Raw genomic sequence first — 21,206 nt, forward strand, 5'->3', positions numbered from 1 at the left:
GAGTAATTATTTATTGACAGTCAAGCTAAAAAGCAACTCAACATCAGTAAAAAAACATATTACATCTTTAGCTAATACCCAATAACCAACCTTAACATTGTTCAATTAATGACACCAAAGTGATTAAAACAGAACAAAATAAAACTTCAAAAACCTTTTTAATCAGAAAGTTAATTAACCTCAAAGCTAAACACTCTCCTTATAAATAAAAAATATTCATGCACCACTGCACAATTCTCCAGTTAAATTCGTATTAGGGGGTGTTATCGATTTCGATTTCGACTAAAATAGACGTCTAGACGTATATTCAAATGCAACCAACGAGATTCTCCTATTATGGCAAAGCACTTGTTTACCTCTGAGTCTGTCTCAGAAGGTCATCCAGATAAAATCGCCGATCAGATTTCTGATGCGGTATTAGACGCAATACTTGAGCAAGATCCTAAAGCTCGTGTTGCGTGCGAAACATATGTTAAAACAGGCATGGTATTAGTCGGTGGTGAAGTCACCACTTCTGCTTGGGTCGATATTGAAGAAATTACCCGTAAAACGGTACGCGAAATCGGTTATACCAATTCAGATATGGGTTTTGATGCCGATTCATGTGCAGTTTTAAATGCGATTGGCAAACAGTCTCCAGATATTAACCAAGGTGTTGACCGTTCAGATCCGGCAGAGCAAGGCGCGGGCGATCAAGGCTTAATGTTTGGTTATGCCAGCAATGAAACCGACGTATTAATGCCAGCACCAATTACTTATGCTCACAAATTAGTGAAGCGTCAGTCTGAAGTTCGTAAAGACGGCACCTTGCCGTGGTTACGCCCTGATGCAAAAAGCCAGGTCACTTTTGCATACGACGACGGCAAAATTATTGGTATTGATGCAATCGTACTGTCAACTCAACACCGTGAAGATGTTACCCAAGCTGACTTGATTGAAGCCGTAATGGAAACCATTATTAAGCCGGTATTACCTGCACAGTGGTTAAATAAAGACACTAAATACTTTATTAACCCTACCGGTCGTTTTGTCATTGGCGGCCCTGTGGGTGATTGTGGTTTAACAGGTCGTAAGATCATTGTTGACACCTACGGCGGTATGGCACGTCACGGTGGTGGTGCTTTCTCTGGTAAAGACCCATCAAAAGTAGACCGTAGCGCAGCTTATGCGGCACGTTATGTTGCTAAAAACATTGTTGCTGCCGGTCTTGCTGATCGCTGTGAGCTTCAAGTGTCTTATGCAATTGGTGTTGCAGAACCAACCTCAATCAGTATCGAAACATTCGGTACAGGTAAAGTGTCTGAAGAAGTATTGATTAAGTTAGTACGTCAACACTTTGAATTACGCCCATATGGCTTAACCGCGATGTTAGATTTGGCTCGCCCAATCTACCAACAAACGGCAGCTTATGGACACTTTGGTCGCGATATTTTCCCATGGGAAGCGACAGACAAAGCTGAAGCATTACGTGCTGACGCCGGTTTATAATTAACCGAGCTGTCCAGCCTACACAAAAACCGCCGCATGGCGGTTTTTTGTTAACATTAGAAAAATAAACATTATGATAAACATCCGCTGGGTAGAGACTAACTTACCCACTCAATATGAGCATTGCGCTGCATCGTTGCAGCAAATAAAGCAGTGGTCAGCAATTAAGTTGTTTTATCGCCAACATATGGCTTATGCCAGAGTATCGAGCAAAGAGTCTGTTGCGGTTATTTATCAAGAGGATGTTAAAGCACTCGATACGGCTAATCCGCAAGCGTTGCCACACAATGAGGTAAATTCAACTATCACCTCTGGTCGTGAAGGTTTGGAGTCTCGCGAAATCATTGCTGCTGTAAGAATTAAACATGTAGGTCAATATCAGCTGCTCAGCGGCTTATTAGTGGCGCCGCACCTGCGGGGTAAAACGCTAGCGACTCAACTACTTCAATTTATTGCGCCCACATTAATACCGCAAAAGTGCTTCCTTTTTACCGATATCAGCTTGCAGGCGTTATATCAGCAGCAACAATTCCAGTGGTTACAACCCGCTCTTATAGCTCAAGTTCCTGCAGAGATAATGCAACTGTATCAGCGTTATCACAGTGAAAGCAGGCCGCTTATTATTATGCAGCTATCGTGAAACGGTAAACATGATGAGCATATAGCAGACGTTAGCAGTGATCAAAATGGGCACTTTCAACACACATAAACCCAACTTGTTGCATCGTCATTACAGGGATATTGAGACTCGTTAATGATGTCATATCAATTCGTTCAATCTCAGTAAACAACACAATAGAAGCACAATAGGAGTTGGTTAACCCGCAAAATAGCCATGCATCATGCCAACGCACAAAATACCCTGTCTCCATTGAAGTATTGACAGGCGATATTGACATCTTAGCTTCAACGCATTGATAGGGTTCATTAATCTCAGACAACACTGCAACAACCAGCTTCATGTTATCAAAGGCCGACAGCGTCAGCGCCAAATACGGTTCAAAAAGTGCGTTAAAACGAGTTATCATCGGTGACCCTCTGCGGCATTAATTTAAGCAGCCGTGACATCGCACACGGCCACTGTATGGAACAACCGCTTACTTTTGTGTTTCAGTGATCAGCAATTGATAATCACGCTGCTCAAAACTAAAGCCTTCTAATATCTGCATAGCCGCTTTATTTTGGTGCGCAGCGAGTGAACGAGCATTATCGGCGGCAATATAGGTCACCATAAACGGATAACGGTCTTTTAAAAGCAATTTAAGTTCGTTAACCATCGCCTCAAATATACCATTACCTCGATATGATTTATTAATCCAAACAGGCCCATATTGGCAGGTATTGGTGGTCGATAAAGGACGTCCTTCAAAATCAGCAAATTTAATCCGTTGGATAATATTACGATACAATGGCTGAGAAGAAACAAAGACCCATTTCGCGGCAACAACATAACCGATAATGTCGCCTTGTTGTTCGGCAACCACTATCCAGTGCTGAATAATTAATTGTTTAACTTCGCTAATGGTTAACGGATGAGCATGTAAAATGCCGTTAGGGGTGGTTAGTTCGTCATCAACATGGGCACGTTCTAAGTGCGCGATGGCTTTGGCGTCGGTTAATACAGCTTTACGGACGATGAATGACAATGGTTATTCCTTTGAATTGAAAGAAGAAGGTTGTTTTTGTGCCCACTCGATAACCAGTGCAACAGGTAACGGCGACATAATTAACGTGCCAATCCCAATGAGCAAGGCAATCACTAACATGCCACTCACTTGCTGGCCAAACTCTGTCTGCAGGTATAAATACACACCCACCAGCAACATAGCGATGCCAATAAAGTGTAAAATTTTGAGTAGTTTGATCATATGGTGTACCCGTAAACAGGTTAAATTATGTTAATTAAACCAATAATTAGGTTATTATCCCCCTAAATGCGCTGAACAAATAGTAGAATAATGGCTTTTGTTATTTTAGGAACATTAACAACATGATAAAGCCTATTCTTACTGCCGCCGTTTTACTTTTTGGCCTCAGTGCTTGTCAAAACCCAGCATTACAACTCTCAAGCGATCAACTCATTGGCACATGGCATGTCGAAACTGTTCTCGATACGCCTGCTATTTACCACAGCCCAGCCAATATCGTGTTTGCTCAAGACGGACAACTCACGGGTAACAATAGCTGTAATCAATTTTTTGGCCAATATACTCAACAAGGTAATCTGTTACAGCTCACCACCGCTGGCGCCACGATGAAAGCATGTATCGATTCATTAATGGCGCAAGAAGCCGACTTAATGCAAGCAATATCATTAGTACAGCATGCAGGTTTTTCTAATGGGAAGCTCAATTTACTGGCTAAAAATGGTGATACTTTATTAGTGCTTAGCCGCTTAAATGACTTAGGCGAACCACCAAAAGCACTGTAATCGCCATATCGAGATGATAATTGTTCATATAACCCGCAAGGTGTCAGCATTAAGTTCCACTCTTAATTTGAATTTTTATTCAGAAAATATGATTCTTTCTTGACTTAATAAGTGGATATATTCAAAATGTACAAGTTTTTTGAATAACAACTATAAGATGAAATATCATTATGCCAGCGACAAGAAATCAGGATGAGCTCGTTAAAACTTTTAAAGCGATTCTGAAAGAAGAGCGTTTTGGAAGCCAAAGTGAGATTGTTATTGCGCTTCAAGCCGAAGGATTCGGCAATATTAATCAATCAAAAGTATCTCGTATGCTTAGCAAGTTTGGCGCGGTACGTACACGCAATGCTAAACAAGAAATGGTGTACTGTTTACCAGCAGAGCTAGGTGTACCAACAGCTGGCAGCCCACTAAAAAATCTCGTGCTAGATGTTGATCATAACCAAGCCATGATTGTGGTAAGAACCAGTCCTGGTGCTGCACAATTAATTGCTCGCTTACTCGACTCTATAGGTAAGCCCGAAGGTATTTTAGGCACTATCGCAGGTGATGATACTATTTTCATCTGCCCTGCCAGCATCAAAACAATTGATGACACACTAGAAACCGTTAAATCTCTGTTTAACTACACAGAATAATAAAGCACTTAAACTGAATTTTAATTCTAGCATTAAGCCGAATTAAACAATGTTGAGATTTAAAAAAGCAATGCCTCGGCATTGCTTTTTTATTGCCTAACGGTAAACCCTAAACAGCAGAGAACCGATTATGCGTCGTCAAACTGGGTTAAAAAATCCAGCGAAGGAACAAAGAAAGACGACCCGGTTAAGGCTTTGGTAAACAGCATTAAATGGTCATGATTACCATGAGCATCACCGTGCACCATACTGCGTAACATTTTCTCAAAATGTTCTGGTGTTTTGCACACAGAAATGAACACTAATCCCTGCTCTTTTACCGAACCAAAAGGCATGCTCTGGCGCAAAATCTCTAATGAGTTACCTTGATCATCTTTTAAATTAACCCGCTTTGTATGGCTTGTTAACGGCTTATCTTCAGATTCATATTCAATATCGTCGACCTTAGTACGGCCATAAATATCTTCTTGTTTTTTTAGAGGTAATCTATGCCACTTGCTGAGGTTATGTTTGTATTTTTGTACATGCACATAACTACCTGAAGTGAACTCAGGATCTTCATTACCCACTAATGCGACTTGCTGACGATGACGTCCTTTCGGATTTTCGGTGCCATCGACAAAGCCAGTTAAATCACGGCTGTCCATAAAGCGGAAACCACGTTCTTCATCAACGAGTTCAACCAAGTCTTCAAACATTTGGTTAATCTCATTGGCCACTAAATGCAAAATATCGTAGCGATCACAGCGGATATGCACAAAAATATCATACTCCATTGCAGGTGCGTCACGGTTACCTTCGTTCATCGCCGGAAACGGTTTTAACAATGCAGGGCGTGCTTGAGGATAAAAAGTATCCCAAAAGTTAGCGCCAATCCCCACAAAGCCATTAAAAGCACTGTCGGCATATTGGTCCGTGAGTTCGTATATGTATTGCGCCACATTAGCAATTGATGGGCGTAACTGCTCTTCAACACCATCAATAGCGTTAAACATCAAATACACACTGTGTAAATTCCCTTCTGCGCAAATTCCTAACTGTTCACGAGGCATAACTTGGTTACCCATATAAACTCATCCACCTTAATACTGTTTGTCGGCCTAAATGCTTATTACTTAACAAATTGATGATATTAGATTTGTAATCATTAAGCCAAATCACTTTAGCCTAAATAACCACAAATTACTTGAAGTACACTCACATTTAGATGATTAACTGCCATTCACAGTCAATTATCACCGCAGCAAGCAAATAACGACTAAGTTGAGCAATATGTTAATCAAGAAAAACCACCAGTGGGTGCTCGGCAACGGTAAGGCTGACTCGCTGGCCCGCTGCAAAACTCATGATTGGACTGCTCACTTCTATATAAATATCATTTAACTTAACTTGGTAATGACACACTGAGCCTAAAAACCGCCGATCGATGACTTCCCCGAGGCCCTTTGGATCGGCTTGCAGCATCATTTGTTGTGGCCTTAATAATAATTGCCCCTGCGCCCCAACAGCATGGCTTAACGCAGTAGAACTGGTTAGCACACCTAATGGACTCTGTACCTGATGACTGCTTAATAACGTAACGGGTAAATAATTTGTGGTACCCAAAAAGTCTGCGACGTAACGGCTATTGGGATTGGCATACAAGGTTTCTGCGGCGCCATGTTGAACGATATGCCCTTGCTCAAATAACGCGAGTTTATCGGCAAACACAAATGCTTCATCTTTACTGTGAGTCACAAACACCGCACTGACGTTACGCTGTTTTAATATCGCGCGGATCTCTAACATCATCTCATGCCTAACTTGTGCATCAATGTTAGAAAAAGGCTCATCAAGTAACATGAGTTCGGGTTGGTAAGCTAATGCACGCGCAATCGAAACTCGCTGTTGTTGCCCGCCAGAAAGCTCATGAGGATAACGCCCTCCTAGCCCGGTTAACTTAACCAATTCAAGCATGTCCTCTAATCTTGTTTGGCGCTCAAGCTTATTTAAGCCTTTCACACCGAACAAAATATTATCGCCCACCGTTAAATGCGGAAACAGCGCATAATCTTGAAAAATCATTCCAACACCGCGCTGTTCACTGGCAATGAAAATACCTTCACCACTGAGCACTTCACCGTTAATTTTTATACTGCCCTGGCTAATTCCCTGCAAACCCGCGATGGCTTTTAATAATGTGGTTTTACCGCAACCGCTTGGGCCTAACAAGGCAACAATTTCACCTTGTTGTAGGGTTAAATTTAACTGATGTAATATCACCTGACCTTGATAGTCACTGCTGACATTGCTGATAGATAAAGTCGACATATTAGTGTGACTGCTCCAACGAACGATTTAAATAAATCAATGGGATTAACCCGACAATAACAATCACAATGGCCGCTAATGCACCATGTTCTAGCTTTTCATCCGAGACAAATTGAAACACATACGTAGCCAGGTTTTCGAAGCCTATTGGGCGTAGTAATAATGCTGCGGGTAGCTCTTTCATGCTTTCAATAAACACCAATAACGCACCGGCAAACATGCCTTTGCGTAATAACGGCAAGTGCACACGCCGCAATAATTGCATCGGCGATTGCCCCAACGTAATGCTCGCCATGTCTAATGAAGGTGAAATACGCTTGTAACTGTTTTCTAAGCTGCCAATCGCGATGGCGACAAAGCGCACACAAAAAGCAAATATCAGCGTAAATACACTGCCAGTAAATAATAACCCAGGGCCTTGAGCACCAAACCATTCCATTACATCATTAATGGCAAAATCGATATACGTCAGTGGTACCAATACACCAATGGCTAAAACGGTGCCGGGTAATGCATAACCAGTACTGCTGAGGCGTGAGGCTAAATGATCACTTGAACGTGGGCTCACACGCCTTAAAAACATTAAAAGTACCGCTAACACCACACAAACGGCACTGACGACAGCGGCAATATACAAGCTATTTAAACTGTATTGCCAAAAACGTACATCCCAACTCTCGGCAAAGTAATCAATGGCATAACTGCATAACACGGCAAACGGTAATAAAAATGAGAGGGTTAATAAGCTTAAACAGTAGCCCCATGCAGTCCAAGCTTTTACTGAAGTTAAACGATACCTGTCGGACTCATCTAATCTCGCTTGTTTTTGAAATAGCTGTTGTTTACGCCGAGCAAAACGCTCTACACCCACCATGCTAAATACCACTAATAACATGATTGCAGAGAGTTTAGCTGCCGCGGTTAAACTGCCATAACCTAGCCAGGTGTCGTACACCGCCGTGGTTAATGTCGGTACCGCAAAATAGCTGACAGTGGCAAAGTCAGCGGCGGTTTCCATGGCAACTAATGCAACGCCAACCGCTAAAGCAGGCCTTGCCATAGGTAAAGCTAGCCGCCAAAAACTACGCCAAGGTCCACAGCCCATAACTTTAGACGCGTGCAGCAAGTTCGATGATTGCTCCATAAATGCGGTGCGGGCTAACAAGTAAATATACGGAAATAACACCAGCGACAATACAATGGCTGCGCCGCCAATACTGCGAATGGCAGGGAAATAATAATCATGAGGCGTTTGCCACTCAAACCAAGCCCTCAATGCACGTTGCACGGGGCCCGCGTAATCAAGCATATCGGTATAAACATAGGCGACAATGTATGCTGGCATGGCTAAAGGTAATAATAACAACCATTGAAAATAACGCCGACCAGGAAACTCACAACGAGCAATAAACCACGCCGCAGGTAAAGCAATGATTAGTGAGCCTAAGCCTACTAACAACATTAATATCAGGCTATTGAAAATATAGGTGGGTAATACGGTATTAAACAGATGAGAGAATACCGCTTCGTCTGGCAATGTTGCCTGTACGATTAATGCTAAAAGTGGTAACAGTAATATTGCTGTTATCACATAACCAGTAAGCGACCAGCTTCTGGTTAACCCTAAAATCATAACGTTTACCGAATTAATTACGGCACACTATTAACGGGTAATAATGTGCCGACACTGTTGTTATCTGAAATTTTCCCTATAACTCAGTTACAGATCAAATTTAACTTCATCAAGTAATTTAACCGCGGCTTGATGGTGCTCTGCTAATTTATAGATAGGCAATGAATCCGCTTTAAAATCACCCCAAGATGCCACAAGTTTAGACGGTGGTACATCTGCTTTAACTGGGTATTCCATGTTGACTTCGGCATACATTCCTTGGGCAACATTTGAAGTTAAAAACTCCATTAACTTAACTGCATTGTCTTTATGAGGCGCGTGTTTTGCTAATGCCATACCTGATACGTTGATATGCGCGCCACGGTTTTGCTGATTAGGGAAATTAATGTTAACGGCCTCTGCCCAGCTCTTTTGGTTTTTATCCATCAACATATTACCGAAGTAGTAGCTGTTACCGATGGCGATATCACACAAACCTTCTTTAACCGCTAACACTTGGTCACGATCATTGCCTTGTGGCTTACGCGCAAGGTTGGCTTTTACGCCTTCTAGCCAGGTTTTGGTTTGCGCTTCCCCATCATGGGCAATCATCGAGGCCACTAAGGCGACATTGTAAGGATGTTTACCACTGCGAGTACAGATTTTACCTTTGTATTGTGCAGAAGCTAAGTCTTCATAATTAATATCAATCTTACCCGTGCGCTCTTTTGAAGAGTAAACGTTACGTACGCGCATGGTTAAGGCAACCCAATCGTTTTTCGGCGAACGATATTGAGCAGGAATATTGTCATTAATGACAGGGCTATTGACAGGGCTAACCAGATCTTTCTCAACCAACTCCATCAAGCGAGAAAAGTCAGATGTGAGTACCACATCAGCAGGCGATAAACGGCCTTCGCGGGCAATACGTTCAGCAATACCGTCTTTGGCAAACACCACGTTAACCTTAATGCCTGTTTGCTCAGTAAACTGCGCTAAGATTGGCTCAACTAAAAATGCTTGGCGATACGAATAAACGGTTAGTGGTTCAGCAGCACTGACCGAAAAAGCCATTCCGGCTAACCCTAACAATGCGACGTTATTAAGCAATTTCATTGTGGCACTCTCCTGTGATCAAGCTTTAATAAGCCCTTTAGAATGTAAGTGATAATAATTATCAATTGCATGCATAATAAATAAACGTCACATATTGAGCAAGTGCTGTTTGATTTTTTCGTATTTTAAGTCAACAGAATGTAAACAGCGTAGCCTCTGCACCAGTTTCAATTGGTCAAAATTGCAAGTTACCAATATTTCTCAACGGTAACCTGCCCAGGTGCTCTTCGTAAGTTCTTAGTGAGACCTTTATCCATTAACGCTGTTTGTGCATCACTGATCATCCCTGGATTGCCACAAATCATCACTTGGGAATGTTCGGCATTAATGCCTAAACCGGCTTTTTGTTCAATCAAACCACTGCTCAGACCGTCAGGGATCCGGCAAGATAATCCGTCAGGAAATGCTTCGCGAGTCACAATGGGAATAAAGACAAATTGTTGCGGGTGTTTTACTTGAAGCTGCTTAATGGTGTCTAGATAAGCTAAATCTTCAGCTAGCCTGACGCCATAAACAAGCACCACTTTCTCAAACCGTTGCCAAGGCGCTTGTGTGCCTAGCATTGAAATAAACGGTCCTACGGCTGTGCCAGTCGACAAAAACCATAAGTGTTTACCTTGTAATGCGCCTTGGGGAATTTCATCTAAGGTCATAAATCCGGTGGCTTTAGGGGTTATTTCTATGGTGTCGCCTGGGCTGAGGTTTTGTAAATCTGGCGATAACTGACCATCTTCTACTGCCACCGCAAGCACTTCAACATAATCGGTGCCGGGTGGGTTAACGAGGGAGTAAGCCCGGGCGACGCGCTTGTCATCGCGTATTTGACTTAACTTAATAAATTGCCCTGCAATAAAGGGCTCAATATCAGCTTTAATACGCAAAGAAAATAATTTGTCATTCCAGTCTATGCGTTTAATGACGGTACCGTTAATCCACATGGCGATTATCCTTTGAGATTGGTATGAATAATAATACCAATCTATACAGATATTTGCTGAATGAACAGTCTAAGCGTGTTTAGGATATAAAATTCAACCTCTTGAAGAGGGCGAAAATGTCATTACGTAAGCTTAAGCCTCTTTTGCTTCTGCTTTAGCAGCGTTAGCATCTAGCCTGTCTTGTGCAAATTGAGCCAGTTTTTGCTGGATCAATTCATACGTTTGATCAACACCTTCGGCAATGTCACCTTGCAATACTTTGAGTCCAGACAAAATATCACTGGCTTCTTTAAAGCCTTGATCGATGGCGTCGCCAATTTTCACCATAAAGCTACTAACTTGGTCATCAAACCCCATTGATTGATTTTGTTGCTGATGGGTAGCAAAAAACTTTGTCGCAAAACTCACGATGCGATCAGCGGTAGCTTCAGGTGAATAATCAATGCCTTCTTCGGCATTTTTTTGTACCGAATTTTCGCCTAGGGTCGGTGCGAGCTCTTCGTTAATGGCTTCAATAGCTGCGCGATAAAGCAGTGCCATCGACTTATCACCCGCGGCAATGCTCACTTCTTCTTGCGCAGCTAAAATCGAATTATTCATCATTTGACGGCTAATTTGATTGTTAGTCATTTTAGGCTCAGCGGTGGCGTTTTTTGTTGCTTGTTGGCTGGCTGTCGTCTGATTGTTAGTTTGATTGTTAGTCTGCGAGTTCACACTCGCGTTATTGGTGCTTTTAATATCCATAATCTTGACTCACTTACAATGGCAGATAGCTTAATTATCGACCAAAAAATTTATTTCTGAAGTCATCGTTGTCATATTTTCACATCATTTTCGTCGAGTAACGTTAGCCTACTGATTAGTATCATCAATTTAACTTGCTCAAAGACATGTCTGCTAATATGGTAATAAAAATATTTGTTAAACAAGGACAGCATCATGCCGCAACAACATTGGTTTATGTGGGGAATAGACATTTTCTCAGGTCTATTTTTGGTGCTATTTTGGCTATTATTGATTGCAGTGGTTTATATGTATATCGCAGATAAACTACAAACTAAACAGGCAATTAGGCATAATTACCCTGTGATTGGTCGCTTTCGGTATTTATTTGAAAAACAAGGCGAGTTTTTTAGACAATACTTTTTCTCTCAAGACCGTGAAGAACTGCCTTTCAATCGTGCTGAACGTAGCTGGGTTTATCGTGCCGCCAAAAATGTTGATCGCACCATCGCATTTGGCTCAACCCAAGTATTAGATAAGCCTGGCACTGTGATGTTTATGAACTCAGCCTTTCCTATCAGTGATCATGACCAGCATAACACCGTCGCAGTAACCTTAGGGCCAGACTGTCAGCATCCATACAGCACTAACAAAATTTGCCATATATCAGCAATGAGCTTCGGCGCCTTGTCTCGCCCTGCAATAACGGCATTGTCGCATGGCGCCGCGCAAGCGGGTTGCTGGTTAAACACCGGTGAAGGTGGATTGAGCCCGCACCATTTAAAAGGTCATTGTGATTTAGTCTTTCAAATCGGTACGGCTAAATATGGAGTGCGCAACGAACAAGGTCATTTAGATCCTAAAAAGCTCGCCGAGGTAGCCGCTCATCCTGAAGTAAAAATGTTCGAAATTAAATTAAGCCAAGGGGCCAAACCAGGTAAAGGCGGGATTTTGCCTGCCATTAAAGTCACCGAAGAAATTGCAGCGATAAGAGGCATACCTGTAGGTCAAGATTCTATTAGTCCAAATGGTCATATCGAATTTACCTGCGTAGCCGATATTCTTGACATGATTAATCAAGTACGTGACATCACCGGTAAACCAACAGGGATTAAAGCCGTATTAGGTGATATCACTTGGGTGAACGATTTATGTGATGAAATTGAACGGCGTGGTATGGGATCTGCGCCTGACTTTTTTACCCTCGACAGTTCAGACGGTGGCACTGGCGCAGCACCTCAGGCATTAATGGATAATGTAGGATTACCCCTAAAACAAAGCTTGCCTTTATTGGTCGATTTACTCAATGAACGCGGTTTAAAGCAGCGGATCAAAATTATCGCCACGGGTAAATTAGTCATGCCATCTTATGTTGCATGGGCCTTAGCGACAGGAGCTGACTTTATTGCCTCCGCCAGAGGCAATATGTTTGCTTTAGGGTGTATTCAATCGCTACAGTGCAATAAAGACACCTGCCCTACCGGCATCACCACCCACAATACACGCTTACAACAAGGGTTAGACCCTAAAGACAAGTCTGCACGAGTCGCTAATTATAATCATTTTCTGCATTATGATTTAACGATGATAGCCCATTCGTGTGGCGTTACCGATCCAAGACATCTTACCCGTCACCATGCCCGTATAGTGCAAACCACGGGCGTTGCCGTGACACTCGACAAACATTATCGACACATGCAATAGCGCAGCTAACTTATACCCAAACTACCTGAAGATGCTCGATTTCAGCAAGAATTTACACGCGTTTAGGCAAGGCATTGATTGCGGGTAATGGTCGTTCCCTTTCCAAAATCAATAACGCAGCATAAACGCGTGTAAAACTTGCCCTTTGGGAGTTTCACCGTATTCCCCGGATTATTAAATCAAGAGCGTTGTTGCGTTAATTTATAAGGTACCTACATTATCGCATTAACGCGCCTAGTATTGAAAACACGGTGAAGCTCTGAAACACGTCTCTTCAAGTTGATTGGGTATACTAATTAGGTAGTACTGATATATCTTTTTTTGTACAGCATGGCTTTGCTGAAAATACTAATAGGGTGTAGAATAGAAGTTGATATTGATCACATTAATCTAGGTTGATGTGATTTAGGAACACTTGTAAGCCAAGGATCATATGTTGAAAGTTGCAGCGGAAAATATACCTGTTAACGAAAAAAGCTTGAGTGCTAGCTGTAAAAACTGCGATCGCATGATTGAGATCGAAGGTGAACTTGTGTGCTTTGAACACGGTAAGATTAAGCGTTTAGTATTAGACACATCTCCAAAGTCTTTGATCCAAATGGTGTGTATCGGTTGGCGTAAAAAATAACCTTTTTATATCAGCAATGCCTACTTTAGCGTTATTGTTCAGTTAATAGGCATATCACACTTACCCAATCACATCTTTTATCCCAGTATCATCTTTTCATTAATATCTATACCTAAATGAGTATCAATTCTGTTACATTTTTTAAGTTAAGTAAGATATGAGTCAAACATATTGGGGATTAAAATAGGCACGAAATGTCGTCTTTGCAGTCTATATCTCTACTTTACAATATTCTCATTTTGCTGTTTTTCAACAGCCTTAGCTAACGTCAGCCCACGAGTAGTAACGCGTAACCCTGCACACAAATCATTGTAAACAATCTCAATAGCATCATCTGACATATTTCGCGTTTTCAGCATGGCCATAATCGCAAACCAATCTGTTGTCACTTGATGCCGGGTGCCTTCAAGCGCCGCTATCAACGCAATATTATGCACAAGTCACCTCCACACATCATTTTGCACCTTAATTTAAAACTAATTGATTAATAAGATATTTAGAAAACAAAGCAGTATATCGCAAATAGGTTATATCATTGATATTGGGTATCCCCAATCAAGCTAAAAAATGCATGATTCAGAGCATCTTCAAGCTAATTGGCTATAAGGGTAACTGCGTTAATCTTTGTCGTCAAAACAAACATTCATTATAAATGTAACAATACTCATCTATCGCCAATAAAGTTCAATCACGAGAATACAGCACTCATAATCGTACTGACCCCGTTAACCCTTTTCATTAATTTGCCTGCAACTCATTTTGTTCATGTTGAATATGCCATAAACGTGAATACAAGCCTTGTTGCGCTAATAAACTACTATGAGTGCCGTGCTCAACGATACATCCTTTGCTGAGCACCACGATTTGATCCGCATCGATAATGGTCGACAAACGGTGCGCGACGACTAAACTCGTGTGGCCTTTAGCGGCATCACGTAATGCACTTAATATTGCTTGCTCTGAACGAGAGTCTAATGATGATGTTGCCTCATCAAACACTAAAATAGGCGCGCCTTTTAACACTGCCCGCGCAATAGCGACGCGCTGTTTTTCACCACCCGACAGCTTTAAACCTCGCTCTCCAACTTTGGTGTCACCTTTATCCGGGAGAGATTCAATAAAGTCGCTTAAATGGGCTAGTTGAGTCGCTTGCTTAATGTCCTCTTCTGTCGCGTCTGGGCGACCATAACGAATATTCTCATAGATTGAATCGTTAAATAACACAGTATCTTGTGGCACCACAGCAATGGCTTTACGCAATGCGAGTTGAGTCAAATCACGTATATCGACACCATCGATGGTAATTGCACCACTTTTTACATCATAAAAACGGAACAGAAGCTTAATAATGGTCGACTTGCCAGCCCCACTGTCGCCGACGACAGCAATTTTTTTACCTGCGGGGACATCAAAACTCACCTGCTTTAAAATAGACCGTTGATCAAATTGAAAACTGACATCATTAAATTTTATAGCACCAATACTTGGACTTAGTGGTGAAGCGTTATCTTGATCTTCTACTTGCGGTACATTAGCCATAATATCAAACATACGTTCGATATTGGCTAATGCGCCACGGATTTCACGGTATACAAAACCTAAAAAATTAAGCGGAATAAACAACTGCATCATAAAGGCATTAATCAATACAAAATCACCAATGGTCATCACATCCATTGCGACTTGGTGTGCTGCTAATGCCATCATTGCGGTCATTGCTATAGCAATAATCAATGCCTGGCCACCATTAAGAGCCAATAACGATAAGCGGTTTTTACGCTTAGCAACTTCCCATTGGGCTAGCGCATCATCATAACGCTGTGATTCGTAGTGTTCGTTATTAAAATATTTTACCGTTTCATAATTCAACAAGCTGTCTATCGCACGGGTATTAGCAAGTGAGTCAGCTTTTGCTGCATCGCGCACATATTCGGTGCGCCACTCAGTTGCTCTTATCGAATAGCCAATATAAATAATCACTGAAACTAAGGTGATGAGTGCAAAGTTAATACCGTAATTAAAAAAGAAAATGCCGATAACTAACGTAATTTCGAGCAACGTAGGCACAATATTAAACACCATAAAGCGCATTAAAAAGCTCACACCACTCGTGCCTCGCTCAATATCACGAGACAAACCACCGGTACGGCGATCAAGATGAAAATCGAGATCTAAGCGATGCAAATGATCAAACACAGTCAGCCCTAAACGACGAATAGCGCGTTCTGTCACCCGGCCAAATAAGGTGTCGCGCACCTCACCAATAATCACGTTTAAAAAACGAATAGCACCATATGCGACAACCAAACCAAACGGCACTGCTAAGACCTGTGCTGTACTTGACTTATCTAAGGTGTCGACAAGATCTTTCAGAATAAACGGTAAGCCTACGCTCGCAATTTTAGCAATAACTAAACACAACATGGCCAATAATACGCGGCCTTTAAACTCAATGAGATACGGCCATAATAATCGTAAAACATGCCAGTTTAGTTTCCCTACTGGGCCCTCAAAATACGCAGAAGGTCTCATCGTGACTCCAATGTTAGGCCGCTTAACGTGGCAATGTGTTCATGAGGTTTATCAATATTGTCTTATTATAAAGCATTTTCTTATCAGACTTGCGTCACATTCTACTTGATTAAACACGAAGGTATAATAAGCCATTTCACTTGTTACCATTAAATAATGTAGCACTTTAGACTTACCGCGTTAGCAATAAACAAACACTTTTATACTACTATCTGGTTTTATTTCATCATTTTGTGCTTTTAAAGCCCAAATAGAGTTATTTCTGTGGATATTATTTGATACTCTTCAGGTATAAAGAAACGACTGTTTGGTTATAAGCAAACAACGATTTACAGTTTGAAGGATGCTTTATGTTGGATAGCACGAAAGTTCAATACCCACCATTACAACTAATACAAACCTGGGTATGGATGATGATTGAATCAGGTAATCCTGAATTACAAGATAAAGGCCGCGATAATCTTATTTCAGCCTTTGGCAGCTTGGCAAAAGCAAATGAATATTTAGTCGAACAGGTAAAAAAATAAGGCGCATATTGCGCCTTATTTTTTATTAATATCAATCAGTTACTTTTTCGACGCTCAATCACACTTTGGCTGAGTGTCGCAAGTAATGACTCGGTATCTGTCCAACCTATGCAGGCATCGGTAATACTTTGTCCATAACACAGCGCTACACCTTCCACTAAGTCTTGACGACCTTCCACCAAATGGCTTTCAACCATCACACCAAATATAGCTTGATTACCGGCAGAGATTTGCCCCGCGACATCATCAGCAACGAGCATTTGCTTTTTATAATCTTTACTACTGTTTGCATGGCTAAAATCGATCATAATATTATCGGCAACATTCGCTTTTGCCAATTGCACAGAGATATCTTTGACATGCTCGGCGCTGTAGTTTGGCTCACGGCCACCGCGTAAAATAATATGACAATCAGGATTACCCTTGGTCGACACAATCGCAGAGTGGCCAAACTTGGTAACCGATAAAAAATGATGTGGTGCATTTGCTGCACCAATTGCATCGATTGCCACTTTAATCGTGCCATCGGTACCGTTTTTAAACCCAACAGGACAAGACAAGCCTGATGACAGTTCACGATGTACTTGTGATTCTGTAGTGCGAGCACCAATCGCGCCCCAGCACATCATGTCAGCCACGTACTGCGGAGTAATCATATCGAGAAACTCACCCGCCGTAGGCATGCCATGCTCATTTAAATCAACAAGAAGCTTACGAGCAGTACGTAAACCATCATTTAATTGAAAGCTATTGTCCATATAAGGGTCATTGATCAATCCTTTCCAGCCAACGGTAGTACGAGGTTTTTCAAAATACACTCGCATCACAATTTCAAGCTGATCTTTATATTGTTCACGCAATGCCACTAAACGTTGGCCGTACTCAAGTGCTGCAACCGGATCATGAATAGAGCAAGGACCAATAATCACTAATAGACGGTCGTCCTTTCTGGTCAAAATATGATGGATATTATTACGCGCATTAAACACGGTTGCTGATGCATTTTCAGTTGCCGGAAATCGTTCAAGAATCGCGATCGGAGGTAGCAATTCTTTTATTTCATCGATACGAATATCGTCATTTTGATAATACATAATGGTTACAACTCCGGCAAAACCTACTGGAACTATGATTCAATAGATTGAAAAACAGAAAATTTAATTCATAAAAGTGATATAGAAAACGAGTAGAGTACATCAGGAAAATGAACAAGAATCTTCAATTTAACCAGTATTTATCGACAAATCAATCAAGTATTATTCATCACAGCCGATAATAAGTCATCGTTACCATTAACGTTAAGTTATGTGCTGAAAAGTCATACTCGAACAATCTAACCGCATTGACAACGGCACACTTTGCAACAATATTCTAACGGTTAGTGTTTATTTTAATGAGCTCAATGACATCATCGTAGAACTCTAACAATCGATCCCTAACACGCAATACTTATCAGAGTGACGTCATTACAAGGAAGTGAGTTTTCAATACATACGTTTTAATGAGTCAGTAGCAATAGAAGGAAGTTAACGTTTGAAATTTGGCATTATTTTTTTGCTCATCACGCTTAGCTCATTTATCGGTCAAGCCGTTTCAACGGTCACCGTTGTTGCCGATCCGACAGAAACGATTCATCCTTCTGAAAAAGCCCACCCATTAGTTGACCAGCATGCAGAGCACTATCAACAAGCATCCTTACCAAGTTTAAAACAAATCAGCTTCTCAACAAGTAACAGCATAGCGCCCTATTTTTTTGCTGATAAACCACAGGGTGTGCAATATGACTTATTGGTTGCCGCGCTTGAGCTTAACGACATTGCAATTAAAGAGCTGGTGCATGCGCCGAATCTACGCGCACAACGATTAGTGAATACTAAAAAAATCGATTGCATGGTGAATACACCAGATAATGTCGAGGGGATGTTTTACACCCAAAGCTTAATTGAGTATCAAAATAGTGTATTTTATTTAACTAAAAATCATTTACAGGTTAATAATGTACAAGATCTTAAACCCATCACTATTTTGGGATTTCAAAACGCAAAACATTACCTTGGTGACGAATTTGAAACATTAGCAACAGGCAGCTCAAGCTACAGCGAAATATCAAATCAAAAAAGTCAGGTAGTCATGCTGTTTAATGGTCATACACAATCAATTGTGCTCGAGCGTCGTATTTTTGAGTATTATCGCCACCAACTACGTGACAAACTCAATACCAGCCTCCCGGTGACTGAAGTGGCATTATTTGCTCCTGCTGAACGCAAAATTGCTTGCCATGACAAACACACTGCCGCCATAGTAGACCGTGCAATATCAACGCTAAAGCAGTCTTATCGTTACCAAGAGATCCTCGATTTAGCAGAGCAAAATAGTTACCAACCCGCGCAATATTACAATCAACTCACTCGATAACGCGTTAAACAACTGAATAGATAAATCTTGAATCAACTCAGCATTAACATGTTAACGCTGTTTCATTGCTTGTAACTTACTTTGGTAGCGCTGTTTATTATTGCCATCACTTAACGCTAAAGCCCGTTTCATATTTTTCTCTGCCAAGCGCTCCTCACCCGTTGCCCAATATGCTCGCGATAAACCAAAATAAAACTCATGGCGATAATCTGCTTTTTCAACGGCACGTTTGTACCACACCAACGCATCTTGATATTGTTTATCAAAATAGGCTTGCTGAGCCATATCAAAATAATAAAAAGGATTATTAATACGTGCCAGTTCAAGCACTTTATGCACTTGCGCCCACTCTTCTAAGCGATCTTGCTCGCCTAATATTAACGCCAAATTATACAATGTAGATAAGTCGTGCGGGTCAACATTCAGTGCGGTGCGATATACCCGCTCGGCGGCATCGTTGTCACCTTTATGGCGATAAATAACGGCAAGTGTATTAATGGCAGCAACATAACGTGGATGTAAAATGATGGCTTTTTTCACCAGAGCATAAGCCCTGTCATAATCACTGTTAATTAAAGCTTCAGCAGCAATATTGTTGTAATACATAGCGCTAAGTTGGCGTTTATTGACCTGCTTTTTCTTGTACGCTCGAACCGAACGCTCAGGTAAAAAATCAACCAACACCTCTGCCCCTCTAAATAGCACGGTATGATTATTTTCTGGCGGCATCAAACTCAAATTAACATGGCCATTGACCAAGAAAAATCCGCCGCGACGGTCCCAAATAGGTTCAACATCAATATCGTTAAACTCAACCGGTACGCCTAACACGTCAGCTAGCGCAGCAGACAACACAACCAAAGACATACAATTGCCTTGTCGATTTAATACGGTTTCACTGGCAGGACGAGTGTAATGATCACGGTATTCAAATCCCCCCGCCTGTGCTCCAATGTATTGCGCTAACCATTCATTGGCTAACTTATTGTGACTACGAAGAGAATTTTCAGCTTGATATTGACGTCTAAATTTAGCAACAAAGGACGCAGGCAAACGATAAATATCATCCACATTAATGGTGCTTACAGGCGTAAACAGCTCATCTTTAAATAGGGTCTGTACATCAAGTTGCTTAACTGCTGATGAGGTAGACTGACAAGCGTTTAAGCTGCATATTAAGCCGATTAAGATAAATGACCTGACTCTCAGTACTTTAGCACTTGCCGTGATTAGCCTCAGAGCGATAAAGCTTAATATTTTTACACTAGATAAAAATCCATTTTGATTCGGGCATAATGCCTTTTTGGCGCTCCTGCTTGGGTGATAAGCGAACATAATTCAACCCTCAGATAGGAATAAGCTATCTAAAAGCGTAGTCAATAGTCCTAATTTCAGCCACTAATTGACACTCATTGCGCAGAGTATTGCTTAGAGTGTTGCGCACTATGATGATTATTTGGGTAAAGAAGGATTGCGTTGATAAGGGTCAATTTCGATAAATAATTGTTGGTCTTGATATTGATAAGGTCGGTAATGATGTTGACCACATTGAAAGTAGAGGTAGGTAGTATCGACAGAAATACAGTTTAACGGGAGAGATTGCAAAATATTTAATTGCTGTTGTTGTCTCATTAACTGTTGCCATTCATGTTGCAACAAAACCTCGTTACGCACCGCAAATGCATCGAATGCTTCAGAGGATTTACGCACCACAACATTGCCTGCATTCACAGCAAAACTCAACATCACCAATGATATTACGCAAGCCAACTTAAATTTATTCACCATTGCCACATGCCTCTTTATACCATTGCGTGTTAGTAAATGATCTCTCAGCTAGAATTTAAAAGGGCTTAAACAAGGCGTATGACTGAATGAATAGTTGTTCTCTTTCGAAGTCATGCAACGCAGTGTAAGCCCTTTTAAAACTCGCCACAAAGGAATGCCCCAGCCGCTTTTGCTTTGCGTTCTCGCTATTTGAAAGGGAACAACCATTACTGCATAGCGACGCCTTAATCAAACACCGCTGGATGCATTCTGAGTGGTCACTTATTAATGCGCAATGGTATTATTTAAATCATATGTCACCAACTTACTACAAATATAAAAAAACAGAACCCGAAGGTTCTGTTTTTATACAT

Annotated in this window: 22 protein-coding genes; 8 read left to right on the plus strand and 14 right to left on the minus strand. The window is 41.3% G+C overall.

The features are described 5' to 3' along the window. The first annotated feature begins 336 nt into the window (after window positions 1-336). On the plus strand, window positions 337-1,488 hold the full coding sequence (gene metK, locus AC19MX_RS16180; protein WP_011636133.1) for a methionine adenosyltransferase: 1,152 nt from the start codon (window positions 337-339) through the stop codon (window positions 1,486-1,488). Between the two features lie 73 nt (window positions 1,489-1,561). Continuing rightward, window positions 1,562-2,128 carry a hypothetical protein gene (locus AC19MX_RS16185; RefSeq protein ID WP_498299193.1) on the plus strand — a complete coding sequence of 189 codons (567 nt, stop codon included), beginning with the start codon at window positions 1,562-1,564 and terminating at the stop codon, window positions 2,126-2,128. Between the two features lie 31 nt (window positions 2,129-2,159). Here the strand turns inward: AC19MX_RS16185 and AC19MX_RS16190 are convergent, their stop codons facing one another. The 3 genes from AC19MX_RS16190 to AC19MX_RS16200 all read right to left on the minus strand — a co-directional run bounded on the left by AC19MX_RS16190 (window position 2,160) and on the right by AC19MX_RS16200 (window position 3,356). Then, complete coding sequence (locus tag AC19MX_RS16190; protein WP_498299194.1) at window positions 2,160-2,516, minus strand: hypothetical protein; 357 nt, start codon at window positions 2,514-2,516, stop codon at window positions 2,160-2,162. Between the two features lie 69 nt (window positions 2,517-2,585). After that, entirely contained in the window at window positions 2,586-3,134 is a 549-nt protein-coding gene (locus AC19MX_RS16195) for a GNAT family N-acetyltransferase (RefSeq protein ID WP_498299195.1), read from the minus strand. Window positions 3,135-3,137: 3 nt separating this feature from the next. Next, a complete protein-coding gene (locus AC19MX_RS16200) occupies window positions 3,138-3,356 on the minus strand; it encodes a hypothetical protein (RefSeq protein WP_432402472.1) in 219 nt (72 codons plus the stop codon). Between the two features lie 122 nt (window positions 3,357-3,478). On the opposite strand from AC19MX_RS16200, the gene AC19MX_RS16205 reads away from it, so the two are divergent. Further along, a complete protein-coding gene (locus AC19MX_RS16205; RefSeq protein WP_432402474.1) occupies window positions 3,479-3,919 on the plus strand; it encodes an META domain-containing protein in 441 nt (146 codons plus the stop codon). 170 nt (window positions 3,920-4,089) lie between these two features. After that, window positions 4,090-4,560: a transcriptional regulator ArgR gene (gene argR / locus AC19MX_RS16210; protein ID WP_432402476.1), complete on the plus strand. Its 471-nt coding sequence runs from the start codon at window positions 4,090-4,092 to the stop codon at window positions 4,558-4,560. 128 nt (window positions 4,561-4,688) lie between these two features. Here argR and AC19MX_RS16215 read toward each other — a convergent pair whose 3' ends face one another. From AC19MX_RS16215 to AC19MX_RS16240, 6 genes are all read right to left on the minus strand, one after another. Next, on the minus strand, window positions 4,689-5,627 hold the full coding sequence (locus AC19MX_RS16215; RefSeq protein WP_432402478.1) for a Dyp-type peroxidase: 939 nt from the start codon (window positions 5,625-5,627) through the stop codon (window positions 4,689-4,691). A gap of 208 nt (window positions 5,628-5,835) precedes the next feature. Continuing rightward, window positions 5,836-6,870, minus strand: coding sequence for an ABC transporter ATP-binding protein (locus AC19MX_RS16220; protein ID WP_432402480.1), 1,035 nt, complete (start codon window positions 6,868-6,870; stop codon window positions 5,836-5,838). Window position 6,871: 1 nt separating this feature from the next. After that, window positions 6,872-8,503, minus strand: coding sequence for an ABC transporter permease (locus AC19MX_RS16225; RefSeq protein ID WP_432402482.1), 1,632 nt, complete (start codon window positions 8,501-8,503; stop codon window positions 6,872-6,874). Between the two features lie 87 nt (window positions 8,504-8,590). Beyond that, window positions 8,591-9,598, minus strand: a complete 1,008-nt coding sequence (locus AC19MX_RS16230; RefSeq protein WP_498299196.1) for a Fe(3+) ABC transporter substrate-binding protein — start codon at window positions 9,596-9,598, stop codon at window positions 8,591-8,593. 188 nt (window positions 9,599-9,786) lie between these two features. Further along, window positions 9,787-10,536 (minus strand): ferredoxin--NADP reductase, encoded by a 750-nt coding sequence (locus AC19MX_RS16235; protein WP_432402486.1) that lies wholly within the window; start codon window positions 10,534-10,536, stop codon window positions 9,787-9,789. A gap of 132 nt (window positions 10,537-10,668) precedes the next feature. Beyond that, window positions 10,669-11,280, minus strand: coding sequence for a DUF5610 domain-containing protein (locus AC19MX_RS16240; protein ID WP_498299197.1), 612 nt, complete (start codon window positions 11,278-11,280; stop codon window positions 10,669-10,671). A gap of 195 nt (window positions 11,281-11,475) precedes the next feature. Here AC19MX_RS16240 and AC19MX_RS16245 point away from each other — a divergent pair, with 195 nt between their 5' ends. Together AC19MX_RS16245 and AC19MX_RS16250 are read left to right on the plus strand one after the other, a co-directional pair. Beyond that, window positions 11,476-12,963: an FMN-binding glutamate synthase family protein gene (locus AC19MX_RS16245; protein ID WP_498299198.1), complete on the plus strand. Its 1,488-nt coding sequence runs from the start codon at window positions 11,476-11,478 to the stop codon at window positions 12,961-12,963. A 433-nt stretch (window positions 12,964-13,396) separates the two neighbouring features. Next, window positions 13,397-13,591 (plus strand): hypothetical protein, encoded by a 195-nt coding sequence (locus AC19MX_RS16250; protein WP_498299199.1) that lies wholly within the window; start codon window positions 13,397-13,399, stop codon window positions 13,589-13,591. A 218-nt stretch (window positions 13,592-13,809) separates the two neighbouring features. Here AC19MX_RS16250 and AC19MX_RS16255 read toward each other — a convergent pair whose 3' ends face one another. Both AC19MX_RS16255 and AC19MX_RS16260 read right to left on the minus strand, forming a co-directional pair. Next, window positions 13,810-14,028 (minus strand): hypothetical protein, encoded by a 219-nt coding sequence (locus tag AC19MX_RS16255; protein ID WP_188958389.1) that lies wholly within the window; start codon window positions 14,026-14,028, stop codon window positions 13,810-13,812. A 301-nt stretch (window positions 14,029-14,329) separates the two neighbouring features. Next, the gene (locus AC19MX_RS16260) at window positions 14,330-16,123 is read right to left on the minus strand and encodes an ABCB family ABC transporter ATP-binding protein/permease (protein WP_498299200.1); all 1,794 of its coding nucleotides are present in this window, start codon (window positions 16,121-16,123) and stop codon (window positions 14,330-14,332) included. Between the two features lie 350 nt (window positions 16,124-16,473). Here AC19MX_RS16260 and AC19MX_RS16265 point away from each other — a divergent pair, with 350 nt between their 5' ends. Beyond that, window positions 16,474-16,650 carry a hypothetical protein gene (locus AC19MX_RS16265; protein ID WP_160053507.1) on the plus strand — a complete coding sequence of 59 codons (177 nt, stop codon included), beginning with the start codon at window positions 16,474-16,476 and terminating at the stop codon, window positions 16,648-16,650. 35 nt (window positions 16,651-16,685) lie between these two features. On the opposite strand, the gene aroG is transcribed toward AC19MX_RS16265, so the two are convergent. Continuing rightward, the gene (gene aroG, locus AC19MX_RS16270; protein WP_498299201.1) at window positions 16,686-17,744 is read right to left on the minus strand and encodes a 3-deoxy-7-phosphoheptulonate synthase AroG; all 1,059 of its coding nucleotides are present in this window, start codon (window positions 17,742-17,744) and stop codon (window positions 16,686-16,688) included. Between the two features lie 439 nt (window positions 17,745-18,183). Here aroG and AC19MX_RS16275 point away from each other — a divergent pair, with 439 nt between their 5' ends. Next, on the plus strand, window positions 18,184-19,065 hold the full coding sequence (locus tag AC19MX_RS16275) for a transporter substrate-binding domain-containing protein (protein WP_498299202.1): 882 nt from the start codon (window positions 18,184-18,186) through the stop codon (window positions 19,063-19,065). 51 nt (window positions 19,066-19,116) lie between these two features. On the opposite strand, the gene AC19MX_RS16280 is transcribed toward AC19MX_RS16275, so the two are convergent. Beyond that, window positions 19,117-20,400: a tetratricopeptide repeat protein gene (locus AC19MX_RS16280; protein WP_498299203.1), complete on the minus strand. Its 1,284-nt coding sequence runs from the start codon at window positions 20,398-20,400 to the stop codon at window positions 19,117-19,119. Between the two features lie 117 nt (window positions 20,401-20,517). Beyond that, window positions 20,518-20,853, minus strand: a complete 336-nt coding sequence (locus AC19MX_RS16285; RefSeq protein WP_498299204.1) for a hypothetical protein — start codon at window positions 20,851-20,853, stop codon at window positions 20,518-20,520. Window positions 20,854-21,206 lie beyond the last annotated feature (353 nt).

The sequence above is a fragment of the Shewanella sp. MF05956 genome, assembly GCF_059758055.1.